Genomic DNA, 19,107 nt, shown 5'->3' with positions numbered 1-19,107 from the left:
GGTACTTATACCCTGTGAAAGTTTCACATATTATTAGGAGGAAAAGATGGAGATAAAACGGCTGATCGTGGGAATGGTCCAGACGAACTGTTATATTGCGGTGCATCCGGAGACGAAAGAAGCTGTGATTGTCGATCCGGGCGATGAGGCGGCGCGGATCGAGGATGCACTGGCGCAGACCGGAGCGAAGGCAAAGGCGATTCTGCTGACTCATGGACATTTTGACCATGTGACGGCGATGGAAGAGCTGAGACGGGATCTGGGCGTGCCGGTCTATGCCTGTGAGCAGGAGCAGGCGGTCTTGGCGGATCCGGATAAGAACCTGTCCGTCCAGTTTCAGGGCGGCGGTTTGCATCTGAAAGCGGATATGCTTTTGAAGGATGGAGAGACGTTCGAGGCAGCGGGCTACACGTTCCAGATGCTTCATACACCGGGACATACGGAAGGTTCCTGTTGTTATTATGTAAAATCAGAGAAGGTGCTGTTTTCGGGAGATACCTTATTTGAAGGTTCTTACGGACGCATCGATTTCCCGACTGGAAGCGGACGTCAGATGATTCATTCGGTGGCAGATATCCTTCTGAACCTGCCGGATGATACGAATGTATATCCGGGACACATGGGATATACGACGATCGCCGACGAAAAACAGTACAATCCGCTGGCAGGATACAGGGGGCGCGAAGCATGATAGCGATTTTGTTAAATGACGCGTCCTTTGAACAGGATATCCGTGAGCTCCTGATGGCATTTTATCCGGGCGAGACATTTACGCACAAGGAAGAGGAAGCCGGGGAGGCGGAGTTGATTGTACGGGGAGTCCGGGACGGAAACTCGTTTTCCCTGGATGTGACGCCGGTGAAGAAAGAAGCTGTTCACTTTGCTTTGATTTATCCGGATTTTTCCAACCGTTTTGAGACGAAAAATGAGATCAAACAGACGTTATACCGTCTTTTGAGTGCCCGGACCGGCAGAGAGCTTCCGTGGGGAACGCTTACCGGTATCCGTCCGACGAAGATTGCGCTCACGAAGCTGTATGATGGATGGACGGACGAGCAGATCGAGACCTATATGCGCGAGACGTATTTTACCAGCAAGGAAAAGATCGATCTGAGCATCGACGTGGCGGAGCGCGAGAGACGCCTGCTGTCCACGATCGATTATGAGAATGGGTATAGCCTGTATGTGGGAATCCCGTTCTGTCCGACGACCTGCCTGTACTGTTCGTTTACTTCGTTTCCGATTGTGAAATGGGAAAAACGGATGGACCTCTACAAAGAGGCGCTTTTTAAGGAAATGGAATATGTGGCGGAGCAGATGAAGGATCGCCCGCTTTCGACCATCTATTTTGGAGGCGGCACACCGACCTCGTTAAATCCGCAGGATCTGGATGAGATCCTGACAAAGGTGGAAGAATTATTCCCGGTGGAACAGGCAGTTGAATTTACCGTTGAGTCGGGACGTCCAGACAGCATCACGCGCGAAAAGTTGCAGGTGCTCCGGAATCACGGCATTTCCCGTATTTCCATCAATCCGCAGACGATGAAGCAGGCGACGCTCGACCTCATCGGACGCCGTCATACGGTGGAGGATGTGAAGGAAAAATTCCTACTGGCGCGGGAGTTGGGATTTGATAATATCAATATGGACCTGATCGTGGGTCTGCCGGAGGAGACGATCGACGATGTCCGTCAGACAATGGAGGAGATCAAGGCACTCAGACCGGACAGCGTGACGGTGCATTCGCTGGCGATCAAGCGCGCGGCGCGCCTGAATATCTATAAGGAGCGCTACGGAAATCTGAAGATTGTCAATACACAGGAGATGATTGACCTGACCGCGCAGTATGCCGAGGAGATGGGACTGAAACCGTACTATCTCTACCGCCAGAAAAATATGGCGGGCAATTTTGAAAATGTCGGTTATGCGGTTCCGGGCAAGGAATGTCTCTATAATATATTGATTATGGAAGAAAAACAGACGATCGCCGCCTGCGGTGCGGGAACGACCACCAAGGTTTATTTCCCGGCAGAAAACCGGATTGAGAGGGCGGAGAACGTCAAGGAAGTTGAGCAGTATATCGACCGGATCGATGAGATGATCGGGCGGAAAGAGAAGCTGCTTGGACGAAGAGAGTAAAAACGAAAAATTCACAGATACAGGGTGTCAGATGCAGAAAAACACTTTGTAACAGAGAAAAATAAAAATCCAGTTTCCAGCATGGAAAAGTGAAGTTTCCTTTGCACAGGAAATATGGTTGCAGAAAGACATAGAAGGAGTTTGACACATGGCTTTAAAGAAAAAACCAGTTACAGGCATGAAGGACATTCTTCCGGGCGAGATGGAGATCCGGGATTATGTGCTGAATATCATCAAAGATACCTACCGCGGATACGGCTTCTCGGCGATCGAGACTCCGTGCGTGGAGCACATTGAGAACCTGACCAGCAAGCAGGGCGGCGACAATGAGAAGCTGATCTTCAAGATTTTAAAGAGAGGCGAGAAGCTGAACGTCGAGGCAGCACAGACAGAGGCAGATGTCGTAGACGGTGGTCTCCGCTATGACTTAACTCTGCCGCTCAGCCGTTATTATGCAAACAATTCTGCTAATTTATCAGCGCCGTTCAAGGCGCTGCAGGTCGGAAGCGTATGGCGTGCCGATCGTCCGCAGAAGGGGCGTTTCCGTCAGTTTGTACAGTGTGATATCGATATTTTAGGTGATGCGACAAACCTGGCTGAGATCGAGGAGATTCTGGCGCTTACCAAGGCGCTGAAGCGCATCTGCCCGGACAAGGCATACACTGTCCGCGTCAATGACCGTGCGATCTTAAAGGGCATGGCAGATTACAGCGGATTCCCGGAAAATGAGACCGATAAGGTATTTATCATTCTCGATAAGATGGATAAGATCGGTCTGGACGGTGTCCGCGAAGAGCTGCTTGCAGAAGGTTATGCGCCAGAGGCGGTTGAGAAATACACCGGACTTCTGGCAGAGATTCAGAACGATGCGGCAGGCGTCCGCGCGCTGGGCGAGAAGCTCTCCGGCGTGATGGATCCGGCAAAGGCAGAGAATCTGGCAACGATCATGGAGACAGTTAAAGCGGTTGCAGACATCGAATTCGGTCTTGAATTTGACCCGACGCTGGTGCGCGGCATGGGCTACTATACCGGAACGATTTTTGAGGTTTCCATGGAAGGCTTCGGCGGCTCCGTTGCAGGCGGCGGACGTTACGACAAGCTGATCGGCAAATTTACCGGCGTCGATACACCGGCGTGCGGATTCTCCATCGGTTTTGAGCGTATCATCACGATCCTGATGGATTCCGGTTTCAAAGTACCGGAGGCAGCCGGCAAGAAAGCATTCCTGTATGAGAAAGGTTTAAGCGGCGAGCAGTTCCGTGCCGTCTTAAAGAAAGCACAGGAAGAGCGCGCTAACGGCACCCGCGTGGCAGTCGCACAGATGAACAAGAACAAGAAATTCCAGAAGGAGCAGCTGGCGAAGGACGGCTACGAGGAGATCGTGGAATTTTACAAAGACAGTTTGAAGTGATTCAGTTTTTGAATTTTTCAGATAAAACTATAATAAACGGAGGAAATACTATCATGGCAGAATCTATGGCAGGACTGAAACGTTCCCATCGCTGTACCGAGCTGGGAACTGCCAATATCGGTGAGAAAGTAACCGTTATGGGCTGGGTTCAGAAGAGCAGAAATAAAGGCGGCATTATTTTCGTGGATCTGCGGGATCGTTCCGGTATCCTGCAGCTGATCTTCGAGGAAGCTGACTGCGGCGCTGAGAGCTTTGCAAAGGCAGAAAAGCTGAGAAGCGAGTTCGTTATCGCCGTAACCGGACGCGTAGAGGCACGTTCCGGTGCAGTAAATGAAAACTTAAAGACAGGTGCGATTGAGATCCGCGCGGATTACCTCCGCATTCTGGCAGAGTCTGAGACACCGCCGTTCCCGATCGAGGAGAACTCCAAAACCAAAGAGGATCTTCGCCTGAAATACCGTTACCTGGATCTGAGACGTCCGGATATCCAGAGAAACCTGATGACAAGAAGCCGCGTGGCTATCCTGACCCGTGCATTCTTAGCAGAGGAAGGCTTCCTTGAGATTGAGACTCCGACTCTGATTAAAAGTACTCCGGAGGGCGCGAGAGACTACCTGGTACCGAGCCGTGTACATCCGGGCAGCTTCTATGCACTGCCGCAGTCTCCGCAGCTGTTAAAACAGCTTCTGATGTGTTCTGGATATGACCGCTACTTCCAGCTGGCACGCTGCTATCGTGACGAGGACTTAAGAGCCGATCGTCAGCCTGAGTTTACCCAGATCGATATGGAGCTTTCCTTCGTTGACGTTGAGGACGTTCTGGATGTCAATGAGCGTCTGTTAAAGAAGCTCTTCAAGGAGATCTGCAATTACGATCTGCAGCTTCCGATCCAGCGTATGACCTGGCGCGAGGCAATGGATCGCTTCGGTTCCGATAAGCCGGATCTGCGTTTCGGCATGGAGCTGAAAAACGTATCGGATGTAGTAAAGGACTGCGAGTTTGTTGTGTTCAAGAGCGCGCTGGAAAATGGCGGTTCTGTCCGCGGTATCAACGCAGAAGGACAGGGCGCTATGCCGAGAAAGAAGATCGACGCGCTGGTTGAGTACGCAAAGGGCTTTGGTGCGAAAGGTCTTGCATACCTGGCAATCCATGAGGATGGCACCTACAAGTGCTCTTTCTCCAAGTTCATGAAACAGGAAGAGCTGGATGCACTGGTTGCAGCTATGGGCGGTAAGCCGGGCGATCTGCTTCTGTTCGCAGCTGACAAGGATAAAGTTGTATTTGATGTACTTGGAAACTTACGTCTGGAGATCGCTAGACAGCTTGACCTCTTAAAGAAGGATGATTTCAAGTTCCTGTGGGTAACCGAGTTCCCGCTGCTTGAATATTCAGAGGAAGAGGATCGCTACGTAGCTATGCACCATCCATTTACCATGCCGATGGAAGAGGATCTTCCGCTGATCGATACTGATCCGGGCAAGGTACGTGCAAAAGCATACGATATCGTCCTGAACGGTACCGAGATGGGCGGCGGTTCTGTCCGTATCCATCAGGCAGACATCCAGGAGAAGATGTTTGAGGTTCTTGGATTCACGAAGGAGAAAGCACAGGAGCAGTTCGGCTTCCTGTTAGACGCATTCAAATACGGAGTACCGCCGCACGCTGGTCTGGCTTACGGTATGGACCGTATGGTTATGCTGATGGTCGGCGCAGACAGCATCCGCGACGTCATCGCATTCCCGAAGGTAAAAGATGCTTCCTGCCTGATGATGGAAGCACCGTCTCAGGTTGATCCGAAACAGCTTGAAGATCTTTCCATTGGTGTGGTCGAGAGCGATGAAGCGGAGAAGACCGAAGAATAAAATATAAGATATGGAACAGCCTGGGAAGACTGTGAAATAGAAAGCAAACAGGGCTGGATGAGAAATGCAGGGAAATACTGGATTTTGTCGGACAGTCCTGTTTTGCGTGTGAGATGAAAAAGTTCCATTTGTCCTTGGCAACTGAATATATAAATTGCTTGCATTGGGGAACCCAGGAGGATGGAAAAGGACTCTCTTTTCTATATGTGGTAGAAACTATGAATCTTTTGTGAACCTATGGAATCTCCCACCCGAATCTGCTAAAATACAGACAGATTGAGAATGTAATCAGGATATGACAGCGTGGAAAAAGGTTCTGTCATACACGGCAGAGTAAAATAAATGAGGTGAAGATTTTATGGATAAGATTAAAATACTGGTCGTGGACGATGAGGCGAGGATGCGGAAGCTGGTGAAGGACTTCCTTTCGATTAAAGGGTATCAGGTGCTGGAAGCCGGGGACGGCGAGGAGGCGGTGGATCTGTTTTTCCAGCAGAAGGACATTGCGCTGATTCTTCTGGATGTGATGATGCCGAAGATGGACGGCTGGGAGGTTGTGAAGACGATCCGCAAGTATTCGCAGGTGCGATCATCATGCTGACGGCGAGAGGCGAGGAGAGCGACGAGCTGCAGGGCTTTAATCTGGGCGTGGATGAGTATATTTCCAAACCGTTCAGTCCGAAGATCCTGGTCGCACGTGTGGAGGCGATCCTGCGCCGCAGCAACGGCGGCAGCCAGGATGTGATCGATGTGGGCGGCATCCACATTGATAAGACGGCACATCAGGTCAGCGTGGATGGAAAACCGGTGGATTTAAGCTACAAGGAATTTGAGCTGATGACGTATTTTGCAGAGAATCAGGGAATTGCGCTTTCGAGAGAAAAAATTCTGAATAATGTATGGAATTATGATTATTTCGGCGATGCGCGGACGATCGATACGCATGTGAAGAAGCTTCGGAGTAAGCTGGGCGAGAAAGGCGAGTACATCAAGACGATCTGGGGCATGGGCTACAAATTTGAGGTAAGCGAATGAAACGTTCGGTCCGATGGAAATTTACAATCATATTTGCCGGGTTGATGACGGTTGCAATCGCGCTTATCTGGTGTATCAATAACTGGTTTCTGTCCGGATATTACCAGAATTATAAGATTCATACGCTGGAAAAGGGATATCGGGCGATTGACGCGATTATCCAGGATGAGGTCCGGAATGGCGAGAGTTCGCTGGAGGACGCACAGGCGGAGCTGAATTCGGGTTGGAAAGAGTACCAGAAGTCGAAAGATGGAAGTTCTGATATAGACAGTGCGGATGGCGGTTCGGCTCAGTCTGGTAAAAATGGAACCGGTGATAGGGCTGGCGATGAGACACAGGATGCGCTGGGTGAATATGCGGAAGGTGACACGGTGGTGCTGGAGGATGACTCGGAGGAGGCATCGGCGGATGCACTGGATGGGGAGGAAGCTTCGAGCGGCGGTGTCCGGCTGGCAAATGTGATCCGCGAGCTGCGTGACCGGTCGAATATTTCCCTGCTTTTATATGACAGCGAGAGTGACCAGACACTCGTCTCCTCGGCGCGGGATGTGGAAGTCATGCGTGACCGGGTGCGGCGCTATATCGTCGGTCATGCGGGGGCGAAGCGGGATGTATTGCGGGAATATGACAACTACATGATTCAGAAGACGTTTGACCCGCTCAGCAAGACGTTTTATCTGGAAAGCTGGGGATTTTTCTCGGATAATGCGACCATTTTCATCATGACGATGCCGATGGAGAGCATCCATGAGAGCGCGGCTATCTCAAACCGGTTTCTGATGTTTGTTGGAATCGTGGTAATTCTGGCGGGAAGTATTCTGATTTATTTTATTACCCGGCACATTACGATGCCGATCAAACGGCTGTCGGAGCTGTCGGAAAAGATGTCGAACCTGGATTTTGATGCCCGTTATGAGACAAGCCGCCGCTCGACGGAGGAAATTGATACGCTTGGAAACAGCATGAATGTGCTTTCTGAGCGCCTCAAGACAACGATCGGGGAACTGAAAGAGGCGAATGCACAGCTTAAAAAGGATATTGACGAGAAAGTGCAGATCGATGAGATGCGGAAGGAGTTCATTGCGAATGTGTCGCATGAGTTAAAGACGCCGATCGCGCTGATTCAGGGCTATGCGGAAGGACTCGTCGAGGGCATGGCGGAGGACAAGGAGAACCGCGATTATTACTGCGGCGTTATCATGGACGAGGCTGGGAAAATGAATCGGATGGTGCGCCAGCTTCTGACTTTGACGGCGCTGGAATTTGGCGGAGAACGGCTGTCTGTGGAGCGGTTTGACCTGACGGAGCTGATTGCCAGTGTGATTTCTTCTTCCGGTGTGCTGCTTAAGCAGAATGAGCTGACTGTGGATTTTGACGGGAAGGAACCGGTCTACGTCATGGGCGATGAATTTAAAATAGAGGAAGTCATCACCAATTATCTGACGAACGCGATTCATCATGTAGGCGGCGGGGAGAAGAAGATTCAGATTCGGATTGACCACCGGCGCGATGGAAAAGAGGTCTGCGTGGAAGTGTTTAACACGGGAAATCCGATCCCGGACGAAGCGCTTCCGAACCTCTGGACGAAGTTTTACAAGGTAGATAAAGCGAGAACGCGGGAATATGGCGGCAGCGGCATCGGGCTTTCGATCGTCAAGGCGATCATGGAGATGCACCATAAGGCGTGCGGTGTGAAGAACCATGAGAACGGTGTGGAGTTCTGGTTTACGCTGGACACGGCTGGTGAAAAATGAAAATAAAATTTTGCCAGAGACAGAATCTTAGAATTATGAAATATGTTTCAGAATCGTGATTTGCATTATATATAAGATGATATAAAAAACACTTGAAAATACAGGGCATTTCGGCAGCCTGGGGCAAAAATATTTTGTACCAATATGGTTGAAATTCCCTGTATTTTTGCGCTTTTTTGTCGGAAATTAAAATCTTAAATAAATATAAAAGATCCGTCATTTCCTTGACAACGAAAAGAAAAGAAAATATAATAACAATGTAATAAGATTTAATAATTATGTAACATTTCGAACGATAGATAACACCACAGCGATTGGGACTCGATTCTTTTGTTTCAGCAATATCTGCGGGAATCACAAAATCTAATTAAGGAGTTTTGAAGCATGAATTTAAATAGAACAAAGAAACTTTTCAGTATGGTATGCGTGTGCTCAATGCTGACCATTGGTAGCGCGCAGGCAGCTTTTGCGGGGCCGTCTACAGGTTATGAGAGCGACATGGTGGCAACCGTGGCAGCAGACCTTTCGATCTATGCGGATGAGGATGAAAACTCAGAAGTAGTAGCGATGGCTGAAAAGGGCGAGTCCTATGACGTAGTTGGAAAGGCAGATGACAGCTGGATCAAGGTAGCGGCCGGTGAGATGGAAGGCTATTTGAAGGTTCAGAGTAGCGTTATGCTCAGCAAGGCAGAGGAAGCAGCTGCAGTCGCAGATGCATTTGTCGCAGAGCAGAGCAATCTATCGACTAGAGAGCAGTTAGTCAATTATGCACTGCAGTTTGTAGGTGGACGTTATAAATTTGGCGGCAGCGACCCGCACACAGGGGTTGACTGTTCTGGTTTTACGAAATATGTGATGCAGCACGGTGCCGGTGTGAGCCTGAACCGTTCTTCAACTTCCCAGTCCAAGCAGGGTACAGCAATCAGCGCTGACCAGATGCAGCCGGGCGACCTGATTTTCTACGGAAGCGGAAGAGGTATCAACCATGTAGCGATGTATATCGGCGACGGCAAAGTGGTACATGCTTCAACTGAAAGGACCGGCATCAAGACTTCCCCATGGAACTACCGCACACCGGTTAAGATTGTGAACGTGCTGGGTTAAGAATGAATTTACGAAACATCTGCATTGAACCTTTTCATGAAAAAAGGGTTGGATGCAGATGTTTTTTGATTTCATAGGAAATTGCGTCCGATGAAACAAAAAAATATTACTGGCATAAAAAGTAAGAATTACCCTGCATACTTTCGCAGTAAAATTCCATACTAAGACCTGTAACAAGAAAGTGACGGTTAAGCGGCTGTTCACAGGAAGCCGGAACCGACACGTAGAAAACCTGACAGGGCAGGAATTTAGGAGGAATGACTTATGTCAAGCAAAAACAGTTACAGCAACTATGATAACAGTACTGAGAAAAACAGCACCAAAAATGCATCCAAGAACAGCTCTAATTATGGTTCCAACCAGAGCCAGAACCGCATGCAGAACCAGAGCCAGAACCGTTCCAAGAATAGCTCTAAAAACCAGTATCAGGACAAGACAGAGGATGATTACAGCGATTGTGACTGATGAGACAGGCAGATAAGAGAAAAAATAGTGAATGCCGGGAATGCGGAATATCCACCGTTTCCCGGCATTTGTTCGTTTTCTAGCCAATGGAAGAGGCTGCCGCATCTCCTCCGACACCTGTCCGCCGGACAAAGCATATATTAATATTACATAGAGTTAAAAAAGAAATCGGGTTCTGTCAGAAACCGTTTTTGTATAAAATGAGGAGGGATGACGGATGTATCAGACCATACCGGTGCGGTATCTGGACGCGTGGCTGGAGCAAGGGTACACGGGACGGCTGATTGACCTTCGGACGCCGGAAGAATATAATGTGTCTCACCTCTGCGAGGCGGAAAATATTCCATTTTTATGGCTTCAGGATAACCGGCAGACACTTACAGGTGAACGTCCGCTTCTGTTTTACTGTGCGCGGGGGAGTGAAAGCCTTTTGGTGTGCGGCTGGTATGACCGGATGGGATATGAGGTTTATAATCTGGGCGGCGGTTACCGCTTTTATCAGGGAAAGTATCAGTGCAGTGTTATTGTACACGGGTAGGCACTTTTGGAACCGAAAGTGCCGTAAGAAAACGTGGTGGCAGCAGGAATTTGCCGTATTTAAATGCGAAGCCACGGCAAATTCCGTTACTGGGCACGTATGCGTGAACAGTATCAGTGCAGCCTGAGATAGACACTTTTGCCGCGGCTTTTCATTGACAGATGCAGACCAGTCAACTAGAATAAAAATGGTGAAGACTGTAATGAAAATAAAAGGGTTCTTTGCATGAAATGATTTGGCAATGAATCCACAGAGAGATAAGAGGAAAAAAGATTGGAACGATATGAACTGATTGCTCCCTGTCATTTTGGACTGGAAGCAGTGTTAAAAAAAGAGGTAGTGGATCTGGGCTATGAGGTTACCGAGGTGGAAAATGGCCGCGTAACCTTTATCGGCGATGCGGAGGCGATCTGCCGTGCGAATATTTTTCTGCGGACGGCGGAGCGCGTCCTTTTAAAAGTGGGAAGCTTCAAGGCAGTGACCTTTGACGAGCTGTTTGAGGCGACCCGTGCGATTCCGTGGGAGAAATATCTTCCGAAGGACGGTAAATGCTGGGTTAAAAAGGCGTCGTCTATTTCGAGTAAGCTGTTCAGCCCGTCAGATATCCAGAAAATTATGAAAAAGGCGATTGCCCGTCATATGCAGGAATATTACGATCTGGACCGGATGCCGGAGACGGGCAATGAATATCCGCTGCGCGTCTTTTTCTATAAGGATCAGGTGACAGTCGGTATCGATACGAGCGGCGAGTCGCTGCACAAGCGCGGTTACCGTCAGATGACGAGTAAGGCGCCGATCACGGAAACACTGGCAGCGGCGTTGATTCTTCTGACTCCGTGGAAAGCGGATCGGATTCTGGTCGATCCGTTCTGCGGAAGCGGTACTTTCCCAATCGAGGCGGCGATGATCGCGGCCAATATGGCACCGGGCATGAACCGTTCCTCCTGTCGGAGAGCTGGACAAACCTGATTCCGAAGAAATGCTGGTACGATGCGATCGATGAAGCGACCGAGATGGTGGATGATACCGTAAAGGTAGACATTCAGGGCTACGATATTGACGGCGAGGTAATCAAGGCGGCGCGGGAAAATGCGGAGAGAGCCGGAGTGGATCACATGATTCATTTCCAGGAGCGCCCGGTGGCGCAGCTGAGCCATCCGAAGAAATATGGCTTTATTATCACAAACCCGCCTTACGGCGAGCGTATCGAGGAGAAAAAGAACCTTCCAGCGCTCTATAAGACGATCGGTGAACGGTTTAAGGCGCTGGATTCCTGGTCGATGTACCTGATTACCGCGTATGAGGACGCAGAGCGCTATATTGGCAGGAAAGCGGACAAGAACCGGAAAATCTACAATGGTATGATGAAGACGTATTATTATCAGTTTATGGGTCCGAAGCCGCCGAGAAGAAAAACGGGGGATCAGGTTGAAGCGTAATGTTTTCTATGGGGCGCTTCTGGTGCTTCTGCTGGGATTTCTGGTACGCGAGAACCGTCTGATTCATATTCCGAAGCAGGTGGAAAAGACGGAGGAGAGCGCCGAGTGGCAGCCGGAGTGGTATGAGCAGATGGCCGAGGAGATTAATGACAGCCCGATCATGCTGGAAGTCGATGGAACAATGGTCGATCCGCAGCTTGGAAGCTTGAGAATGTCGCAGGACGGGCAGTTTATGATACCGTATGGGATGCTGCCGGACGCGCTTTCCTGTGCGGCGCTTCTCTACGATGGAAACCGGCTTGTGATGGAGCGCGGCAATACTCATGCGGAGATGACGGTCGGAAGCCCGGAACTTTTGCTTGGGGAGGAGAGCCAGACGATTGCAGCACCCCCAGAGTGGGAAAATGGAATCCTGTATGTGCCGCTTGAGGCGGTGACGGAGGTATTTTCCTATGAAGAAAATTGGGATGCAGAGAACCGGAAAATGGAACTGACCGGGTCAGAGGATCCAGCCACGTTTTTGCCGGAATCTTATGATTACCGGAAGGCTGGCCGGGCACCGGCGGTTAAAAACCAGGGGAGTCTCGGAACGTGCTGGGCATTTGCATCGGTGATGGCGCTGGAAAGTCGTGTCCGGCCGGAGTGGAATGTCAGCTTTTCGGAGGATCATATGTCCCTCCGGAACAGCTTCCATTTTTCACAGAATGCCGGGGGCGAGTATACGATGTCGATGGCGTATCTGCTGGCGTGGCAGGGGCCGGTGCTGGAAGAAGAGGATCCATATGGCGACGGCTATTCGCCTGACGGTTTAAGCCCTGCTTGTCATGTGCAGGAGATACAGGTGTTGCCGGAGAAGGATTATGAGGCGGTTAAACGGGCGGTTTATCTGTACGGAGGCGTTCAGAGCTCCCTGTATACGGCGATGGTCAGTGACCGCGACGACACGTATTATTACCGGAAAGAGACAGGGGCGTACTGGTATAATGGCGATGAGAAGCCCAATCATGACGTTGTGATCATCGGCTGGGATGACCACTATTCGAGAGACAATTTTAACCAGCCGCCGGAGGGGGATGGCGCGTTTATCTGCGCCAACAGCTGGGGCGGCGAATTTGGGGACGATGGGTATTTTTACGTGTCCTACTATGATACAAATATTGGGATCCACAACATTCTCTATTCCGGAATCGAGTCGGCAGATAATTACGACCACATTTACCAGACAGATCTGTGCGGCTGGGTCGGGCAGCTCGGTTACGGAAAAGAATCGGCATTTTTTGCCAATATTTATACGGCAGAGGAGAAAGAAGAGCTGGAGGCAGTCGGCTTCTATGCAACCGGGGAAAATACATCGTATCAGGTATATACCGTGACGGACGCCGAGGGCAGCTCCCAGTTCGGGCGGCGCAGAAAGGTGGCTTCCGGGGAGGTTGCGAACGCCGGATATTATACGGTTTTGCTGGATAAGACGGTGACGCTGGAGGCAGGCGAACGGTTTGCCGTGATTGTCGAGATCACGACGCCGGGAGCGATTCATCCGGTGGCGATCGAGTACAGTTCGCCGGATAAGGGACTGACGGTCGATTTAAGCGACGGTGAAGGCTATATCAGTTACCGCGGTTCCTCCTGGGAGCGCGTGGAGACGGAGCAAAACTGCAATGTGTGTTTGAAAGCGTATACGAGGAATGTGGATTCCTAGAATTGATTGCTGGTACGGATGTGAAGGTATGGCGGAAGCTGTTTTTGAAGAACGGTGATTCGGAATGTCGGGATATGAAAAGCCATGCTGTTTGAGGATAAAGGAGCGAGGAAAAGTGAGCGAGAAAATTATATTTGCGACGGGAAATGCGGGAAAGCTGAAAGAGATCCGTGAGATTTTAAAGGATTTAAACCGTGAGATTGTTACGATGCGCGAGGCTGGATTTGAAGGCGAGATCGAGGAAAATGGAACCACCTTCCGCGAGAATGCAGAGATCAAGGCGAAGGCAGTCTGGGAGAAGACGGGCGGCATTGTGCTGGCAGATGATTCTGGACTGGTGATAGATTATTTAAACGGCGAGCCGGGCGTTTATTCAGCGCGGTATTTAGGGGACACACCGTATGAGGAAAAGAACCGGATTTTGATTGAGCGCATGAAGGATGCAAAAGGAAAAGAGCGGAGCGCCCGTTTTATGTGCAATATCGCGGCAGTGCTGCCGGATGGCAGAGTGCTTCACACAGAAGCGGCGATGGAGGGCGAGATTGCAAAGGAAGCGGCTGGAAACGGCGGATTTGGATATGATCCGATTCTCTGGCTGCCGGAGTACGGCAAAACGTCAGCAGAGCTCACGATGGAGGAGAAAAACCGTATCAGCCACCGGGGCAAGGCGCTGGAGCGGATGAAGGATGCGCTGAAGGAGGCGCTTGGCGAGTGATGAAAAAGATATTAATTACAAGCGACACTCACCGTCGGATGGTAATCTGCTGGAAGTCATCCAGAATGAAGCACCGTTTGACATGTTCATTCATCTGGGTGACGCCGAGGGAAGTGAGGACATGATTACATCGTGGTGTAAGGAGCAGAACCCGGACTGCGAGGTCTATATGGTGCTGGGAAATAATGATTTTTTCTCCCATCTGGACCGCGAGAAGGAGATTTCGATTGGAAAATACCGCGCATTTCTGACCCACGGTCATTTTTATAGCGTATCGGTTGGGACGGAGCGCCTGATCGATGAGGCACAGGATCGCGGCGTGCAGATTGCGATGTTTGGACATACCCACAAGCCGTATCTGGAGCGGCGCGGGGATCTGACTGTGTTGAATCCGGGCAGTCTTTCATTTCCGCGCCAGGAGGGCAGACGCCCGAGCTACATGCTCATGGATCTGGATGACGAGGGCGAGGTGCATTTTACGACCTGCTATTTGTAGAGGTCTGTTACTGGGCACATATGCGTGTCACTGTTCACGTATACGTGCCCAGTAACTATGCGTGAACAGAAACCGAAAAAGCAAATATCCGCATATTGACGCATTTTCGGTAAATTGTTATAATGAGAGAGATTGTGAAAAAGGTACTTATCAATGATTCAATCGACCCAATAAAGATGCCGGGGACGGAGGTTTCGTTTCCGAGGCAGGAGTATGACATGAAACTGGAAGCTTTAATTCAAAATATGACGGATCAGATCAAAGAGGCGCAGCTAAAACTTGGTTATGCCAGGGAGACGATGCGCCTTTATTATCCGCTTTCTTCCCTGAATGCGATGCTGGAGATGCAGGAGACGGATATCCGGGAGCTGGCGAAGAAGATACGGCATGATCTGGAGGCGAAGAAGGAGAAAATGGGAGATACCCAGATTCGGATCCACGCCGATCGGATCGTCTTTACTATCCCGCCGGATTTTGTGGAGTATGTCCATGAGCAGGTGCCGGAACCGCCGTTTTTAAAAGAGCTGATCCAGTTGTTTCGGGAAAAGCACGCCTGCACAAAGGAAGAGATTACCGCTGTGTTTGAAAAATTCGGCGCGTATGAGTGCCGGCAGATGCCGGACGGCATGGATTTTGATTATGTCATTTATTTTACAGACAGCAGCATCGATGCATATGATTACTGCATCCGTGAGGAGATGGGGCACACGATTTACCACCGATTTGCACGGGCTGATTTTGAGGCATTGATGACGATTCAATAAAAAGGAGATTAGATGGATGGAAAACGAGACAAAGCAGACAAATACGAATGAACAGGAGCCGGATATCTTCGCACAGAAGTTAAGAGAGGCAGATTCCTTATATGCCATTCTTTCTGGATGTACGAAAGAGCCGTATGTATACTGTGATCCGGAAACAATGGATGATGCCATCCTGCTGTTTACGGACGAAGAGGGCGCAAAGGCAGGCGCACAGAAGCTGGCAGAGCAGCAGATTCCGGTAGGAATCGCGAAGGTGGACAGAAAGAGCCTTCTGCTTTTCTATACCAGCCTTTACACGATGGGTGTCAATGCTATCCAGGTACACGTGGGCGAGGAGCAGAAGATGATTCAGCTGACCGAGTTTGTAAGACGCAAAGACCCGGAGGATAGCAAGAATGGAAAAGTCTGGGTGGAGAACCCGGAGCTGCACCTGACGATGCTTTACTATATGCAGGATCTGCGCCGTCAGCCAAATCAGGAGATTACGCCGGAATTAAACGATTTACAGGAGGAGATCGGCGCGCACTTCACGAAGGGCCGCTATATCGTGCCGCTTCCAGAGGAAGGAAATGGCATTCCGCTGGTTAAATTAAAGAGCGGAGATATTTTCCAGCCGATCTTTACGGATGTGATCGAGTTCCAGCGTTTCAACCGTGAGAAGAAATTCCGCCCGGTTGTCGTAGATGCGCTCAAGCTGGCTCAGGTACTCCCGGAGGAGGCAAAGGGCATCGTTCTCAATCCGCTGGGCGTTAATATGCCGCTGACCGTACAGAAAGTAAAGAAGCAGCCGGAAGCACCGGTCCAGAAGCCGGTATCCGTAGAGGCACAGATCGACGCAGCTATCCGCGAGGTTCAGGCAGAGGCTGGACGGGAGTAGGAAAGGAAAGAGTATATGTATCAGGCAGCAGGCACAAGATATGATGGAATGACCTACAACCGCTGCGGCAGCAGCGGACTCAGACTCCCGGCAGTTTCGCTGGGATTCTGGCATAATTTTGGCAGCACCGGCGTCTATGAGACAATGCGGAAGCTGTGTTTTACCGCCTTTGACAATGGCGTCACGCACTTTGACCTTGCCAACAATTATGGACCGGAGCCGGGAAGTGCTGAGGAAAATCTGGGACGGATTGTAAAGGAAAATTTCATGCCATATCGAGACGAGCTGATCATCAGCACGAAAGCCGGATACGAGATGTGGAACGGCCCTTATGGAAACTGGGGCAGCCGCAAATACCTGCTTGCAAGCCTCGATCAGAGCCTTACACGCCTGGGACTTCCGTATGTAGACATTTTTTACCATCACCGGATGGACCCGGAGACGCCGCTTGAGGAGACGATGGGAGCACTCGATCAGGCAGTTAAGAGCGGAAAAGCTCTCTATGCAGGACTTTCCAACTACAATGGACAAAAAATGCAGGAAGCCGCTGCGATCCTGCGCGATCTGAAATGCCCGTTCGTCATCAATCAGAACCGCTACAGCATCTTTGACCGCACGATCGAAAACAACGGCTTAAAAGAAGCCGCTGTCAAAGAAAAGAAAGGTCTGATTGCATTCAGCCCGCTTGCACAGGGAACCTTAACCGACCGTTATCTGTACGGCATCCCAGCCGACAGCCGCGTCATGACCGACGGCAGATTTCTCAAAAAAGACCAGCTCACCGAAGAAAAAATCAGCCAGATCCGCGCCCTCAACGAGATGGCCGGACAGAGAGGCGAAAAACTCTCCCAGATGGCGCTCAAATGGGTCATGAAGGATCCTGTGGTAACCAGCGTTCTCATCGGTGCGTCCAAACCGGAGCAGATATTAGATAATCTGAAAATGTTGGATGGGGCACCGTTGAGCGAGGAAGAGCTGCTTAAAATCGATCAAATTTGTGGAATAAAATAAACAGAAAACGCCCAGCGGCGCAATTATGCGTACCCGCTGGGCGTTTCCGTCCGTGTTGGCAAACCATATCTATTTAACCGCCACAACCACCCTATTCGGCAGGCAAACCAGCGATTCCCCACTCTCTGAAATGGTTCCCTGCTTCACACAGAGCTTGTCCGGGCAGTCTGCCTCTTCGATCCGGGCACATCCATCTTGAATCACCAGATGATTTTGTCCCCCCTGATACCCGTCGATCCAGGTGTCTATCTCCTCATCCAGCCGGTAGGTGGCGACGGTTGTTCCATTGACACTGACATCAACGGTAAAAGCATCCTTCTGGCGCTGCAAGCGCACAACCAGAAAACCGATGAGTATGACGGCAAGAAGAACCAGAATCAAAACAAAATCATTTCTATTTTTCTTTGATTTCATCAATAAATGCCTCCGCTCCATCCGAGTAAATCAGTTCATAATCATCCGTGATAAAATAAGCATAAATGCCATCCATCGAATTGATGAGTTCCAGGCCCTTATCCAGTCCCATCGAGAAACAGGTCGTGCTGAGTACATCGCCGTCCACCGAACGCGGGGAGACGATCGTCACGGAAACCAGTCCGTTCTGGTACGGATAGCCAGTTTTCGGGTTTAACAGGTGATGGTAATTGACACCGTTTTTCTCAAAATGGCGCTCATAGACGCCGGAGGAGACAACGGACATGTCATCAATATTCAGATCGGCAAACACCGTTGCATAGTCGGCAAACGGTTTCTGCAGCCCGATGCGGAACGGCTGGTGATTTGTGCGTTCACCGACACAGAGTACGTTGCCGCCCAGGTTGATGATGGCGCTTTCGACGCCGGATTCGGTCAGATAGTCTTTCATGCGGTCGGCAATGTAGCCCTTGGCGATGGAGCCGAGGTCAATCGTCGTGTCCGGGGAGAGGAAGGTTAAAGTATTTCCGTCAAGTTTCACATTTTTCCAGTTGACGCGTTCTGCCGCCGCTGTTATGTCATCCTCCGCCGGGATCACGTGCTCGTCGCTGGTAAAATTCCAGAGAGAACTGAGAGGTTCGATCGTCAGGTCGTAGGCACCATGGGAAACCTCACTGTAATGCAGTCCTTCAGAAATCATCGCCGCCATATCGTCGGAGACGGTAAAAGTCGTCTCGTCGGAGCTGCGGTGGTTTAACTTGTAAAGCTCGCTGCCCTCGATCGTCTTGCTGAAACGGTTTTCGTACTCCTGGCACATGTCCACACAGTGGTCAAGGATCGCTTCATCCTGCGAATCATAGAGTGTGATGTTGACAAATGTATTCAGCAGAAACGCGGAACGGCTGATCGGCTCCCGGCGGGATTTGCTGAAAAGAAGCGCCGCGCCGCAGCCAAAAAATACGACGGCAAGAAGTGTCAGAAGCGCGGATAAATCCTTTTTTTTCATAAAGAGCTCCATTCTTAAAAATATCGAAAATTCGGTTTGAAACTATGTTTGCAAAAATGTCTGCAACTACTCTAACAAAGGTTGATAGGAAAGTCAAGATTACGGCCCAGAAACTAAACGCATCGGCAGCCAGAACGTTACTGTACACGGGTAGGCACTTTTGGAACCGAAAGTGCCGTAAGAAAACGTGGTGGCAGCAGGAATTTGCCGTATTTAAATGCGAAGCCACGGCAAATTCCGTTACTGGGCACGTATGCGTGAACAGTAACGCCAGAACTGTATCGTACGGAATTTTTAGTTCAGAAAATTCCTATCTGTGAACCGTTACGCGCTTTACAAAACTAAAAATTTTTACTAATATATTCATAGAGGTATACA

General features: G+C 50.1%; 15 protein-coding genes and 3 pseudogenes. 16 read left to right on the top strand and 2 right to left on the bottom strand.

The window, feature by feature from the left end; all coding sequences use genetic code 11:
* Positions 1-46: 46 nt before the first annotated feature.
* From DWX76_RS04445 to DWX76_RS04370, 16 genes and pseudogenes are all read left to right on the top strand, one after another.
* Positions 47-691 (top strand): MBL fold metallo-hydrolase, encoded by a 645-nt coding sequence (locus DWX76_RS04445; RefSeq protein WP_022359324.1) that lies wholly within the window; start codon positions 47-49, stop codon positions 689-691.
* On the top strand, positions 688-2,139 hold the full coding sequence (gene hemZ, locus DWX76_RS04440; RefSeq protein WP_118570183.1) for a coproporphyrinogen dehydrogenase HemZ: 1,452 nt from the start codon (positions 688-690) through the stop codon (positions 2,137-2,139). The genes DWX76_RS04445 and hemZ overlap by 4 nt, the downstream gene beginning before the upstream one ends.
* Before the next feature lie 148 nt (positions 2,140-2,287).
* Positions 2,288-3,550 (top strand): histidine--tRNA ligase, encoded by a 1,263-nt coding sequence (gene hisS, locus DWX76_RS04435; RefSeq protein ID WP_107000509.1) that lies wholly within the window; start codon positions 2,288-2,290, stop codon positions 3,548-3,550.
* 53 nt (positions 3,551-3,603) lie between these two features.
* Positions 3,604-5,412, top strand: coding sequence for an aspartate--tRNA ligase (aspS, locus tag DWX76_RS04430; RefSeq protein WP_118570182.1), 1,809 nt, complete (start codon positions 3,604-3,606; stop codon positions 5,410-5,412).
* A gap of 358 nt (positions 5,413-5,770) precedes the next feature.
* Positions 5,771-6,447 (top strand): annotated as a pseudogene (locus tag DWX76_RS04425) (response regulator transcription factor).
* The gene (locus tag DWX76_RS04420; protein WP_118570181.1) at positions 6,444-8,201 is read left to right on the top strand and encodes a sensor histidine kinase; all 1,758 of its coding nucleotides are present in this window, start codon (positions 6,444-6,446) and stop codon (positions 8,199-8,201) included. Before DWX76_RS04425 ends, DWX76_RS04420 begins: the two are co-directional and overlap by 4 nt.
* Before the next feature lie 384 nt (positions 8,202-8,585).
* Positions 8,586-9,305, top strand: a complete 720-nt coding sequence (locus DWX76_RS04415; RefSeq protein WP_022359330.1) for a C40 family peptidase — start codon at positions 8,586-8,588, stop codon at positions 9,303-9,305.
* A 264-nt stretch (positions 9,306-9,569) separates the two neighbouring features.
* Positions 9,570-9,770 carry a hypothetical protein gene (locus tag DWX76_RS04410; protein WP_118570180.1) on the top strand — a complete coding sequence of 67 codons (201 nt, stop codon included), beginning with the start codon at positions 9,570-9,572 and terminating at the stop codon, positions 9,768-9,770.
* Positions 9,771-9,987: 217 nt separating this feature from the next.
* A complete protein-coding gene (locus DWX76_RS04405) occupies positions 9,988-10,308 on the top strand; it encodes a rhodanese-like domain-containing protein (protein WP_117796172.1) in 321 nt (106 codons plus the stop codon).
* Between the two features lie 273 nt (positions 10,309-10,581).
* Positions 10,582-11,747: pseudogene (locus DWX76_RS04400) on the top strand (class I SAM-dependent RNA methyltransferase).
* On the top strand, positions 11,737-13,446 hold the full coding sequence (locus DWX76_RS04395) for a lectin like domain-containing protein (protein WP_118570179.1): 1,710 nt from the start codon (positions 11,737-11,739) through the stop codon (positions 13,444-13,446). The pseudogene DWX76_RS04400 and the gene DWX76_RS04395 overlap by 11 nt, the downstream one beginning before the upstream one ends.
* A 115-nt stretch (positions 13,447-13,561) precedes the next feature.
* Positions 13,562-14,161, top strand: coding sequence for an RdgB/HAM1 family non-canonical purine NTP pyrophosphatase (gene rdgB / locus DWX76_RS04390; protein WP_118570178.1), 600 nt, complete (start codon positions 13,562-13,564; stop codon positions 14,159-14,161).
* Positions 14,161-14,657: pseudogene (locus DWX76_RS04385) on the top strand (metallophosphoesterase). Before rdgB ends, DWX76_RS04385 begins: the two are co-directional and overlap by 1 nt.
* Positions 14,658-14,791: 134 nt before the next feature.
* A complete protein-coding gene (locus DWX76_RS04380) occupies positions 14,792-15,421 on the top strand; it encodes a DUF3877 family protein (protein WP_181357183.1) in 630 nt (209 codons plus the stop codon).
* A 16-nt stretch (positions 15,422-15,437) separates the two neighbouring features.
* Positions 15,438-16,298 carry an SseB family protein gene (locus tag DWX76_RS04375; protein ID WP_118570177.1) on the top strand — a complete coding sequence of 287 codons (861 nt, stop codon included), beginning with the start codon at positions 15,438-15,440 and terminating at the stop codon, positions 16,296-16,298.
* Between the two features lie 15 nt (positions 16,299-16,313).
* The gene (locus DWX76_RS04370) at positions 16,314-17,309 is read left to right on the top strand and encodes an aldo/keto reductase (RefSeq protein WP_118491599.1); all 996 of its coding nucleotides are present in this window, start codon (positions 16,314-16,316) and stop codon (positions 17,307-17,309) included.
* Positions 17,310-17,378: 69 nt separating this feature from the next.
* Here the strand turns inward: DWX76_RS04370 and DWX76_RS04365 are convergent, their stop codons facing one another.
* Together DWX76_RS04365 and DWX76_RS04360 are read right to left on the bottom strand one after the other, a co-directional pair.
* Positions 17,379-17,723, bottom strand: coding sequence for a NusG domain II-containing protein (locus tag DWX76_RS04365; RefSeq protein ID WP_182429724.1), 345 nt, complete (start codon positions 17,721-17,723; stop codon positions 17,379-17,381).
* A complete protein-coding gene (locus DWX76_RS04360) occupies positions 17,704-18,729 on the bottom strand; it encodes an FAD:protein FMN transferase (protein WP_118570176.1) in 1,026 nt (341 codons plus the stop codon). Before DWX76_RS04360 ends, DWX76_RS04365 begins: the two co-directional genes overlap by 20 nt.
* Positions 18,730-19,107 lie beyond the last annotated feature (378 nt).

Source organism: Clostridium sp. AF21-20LB, from assembly GCF_003478795.1.
In the GTDB taxonomy this organism is placed as follows: Bacteria; Bacillota; Clostridia; order Lachnospirales; family Lachnospiraceae; genus Otoolea; species Otoolea fessa.
This window is presented reverse-complemented; position numbering and strand designations above follow the sequence as displayed.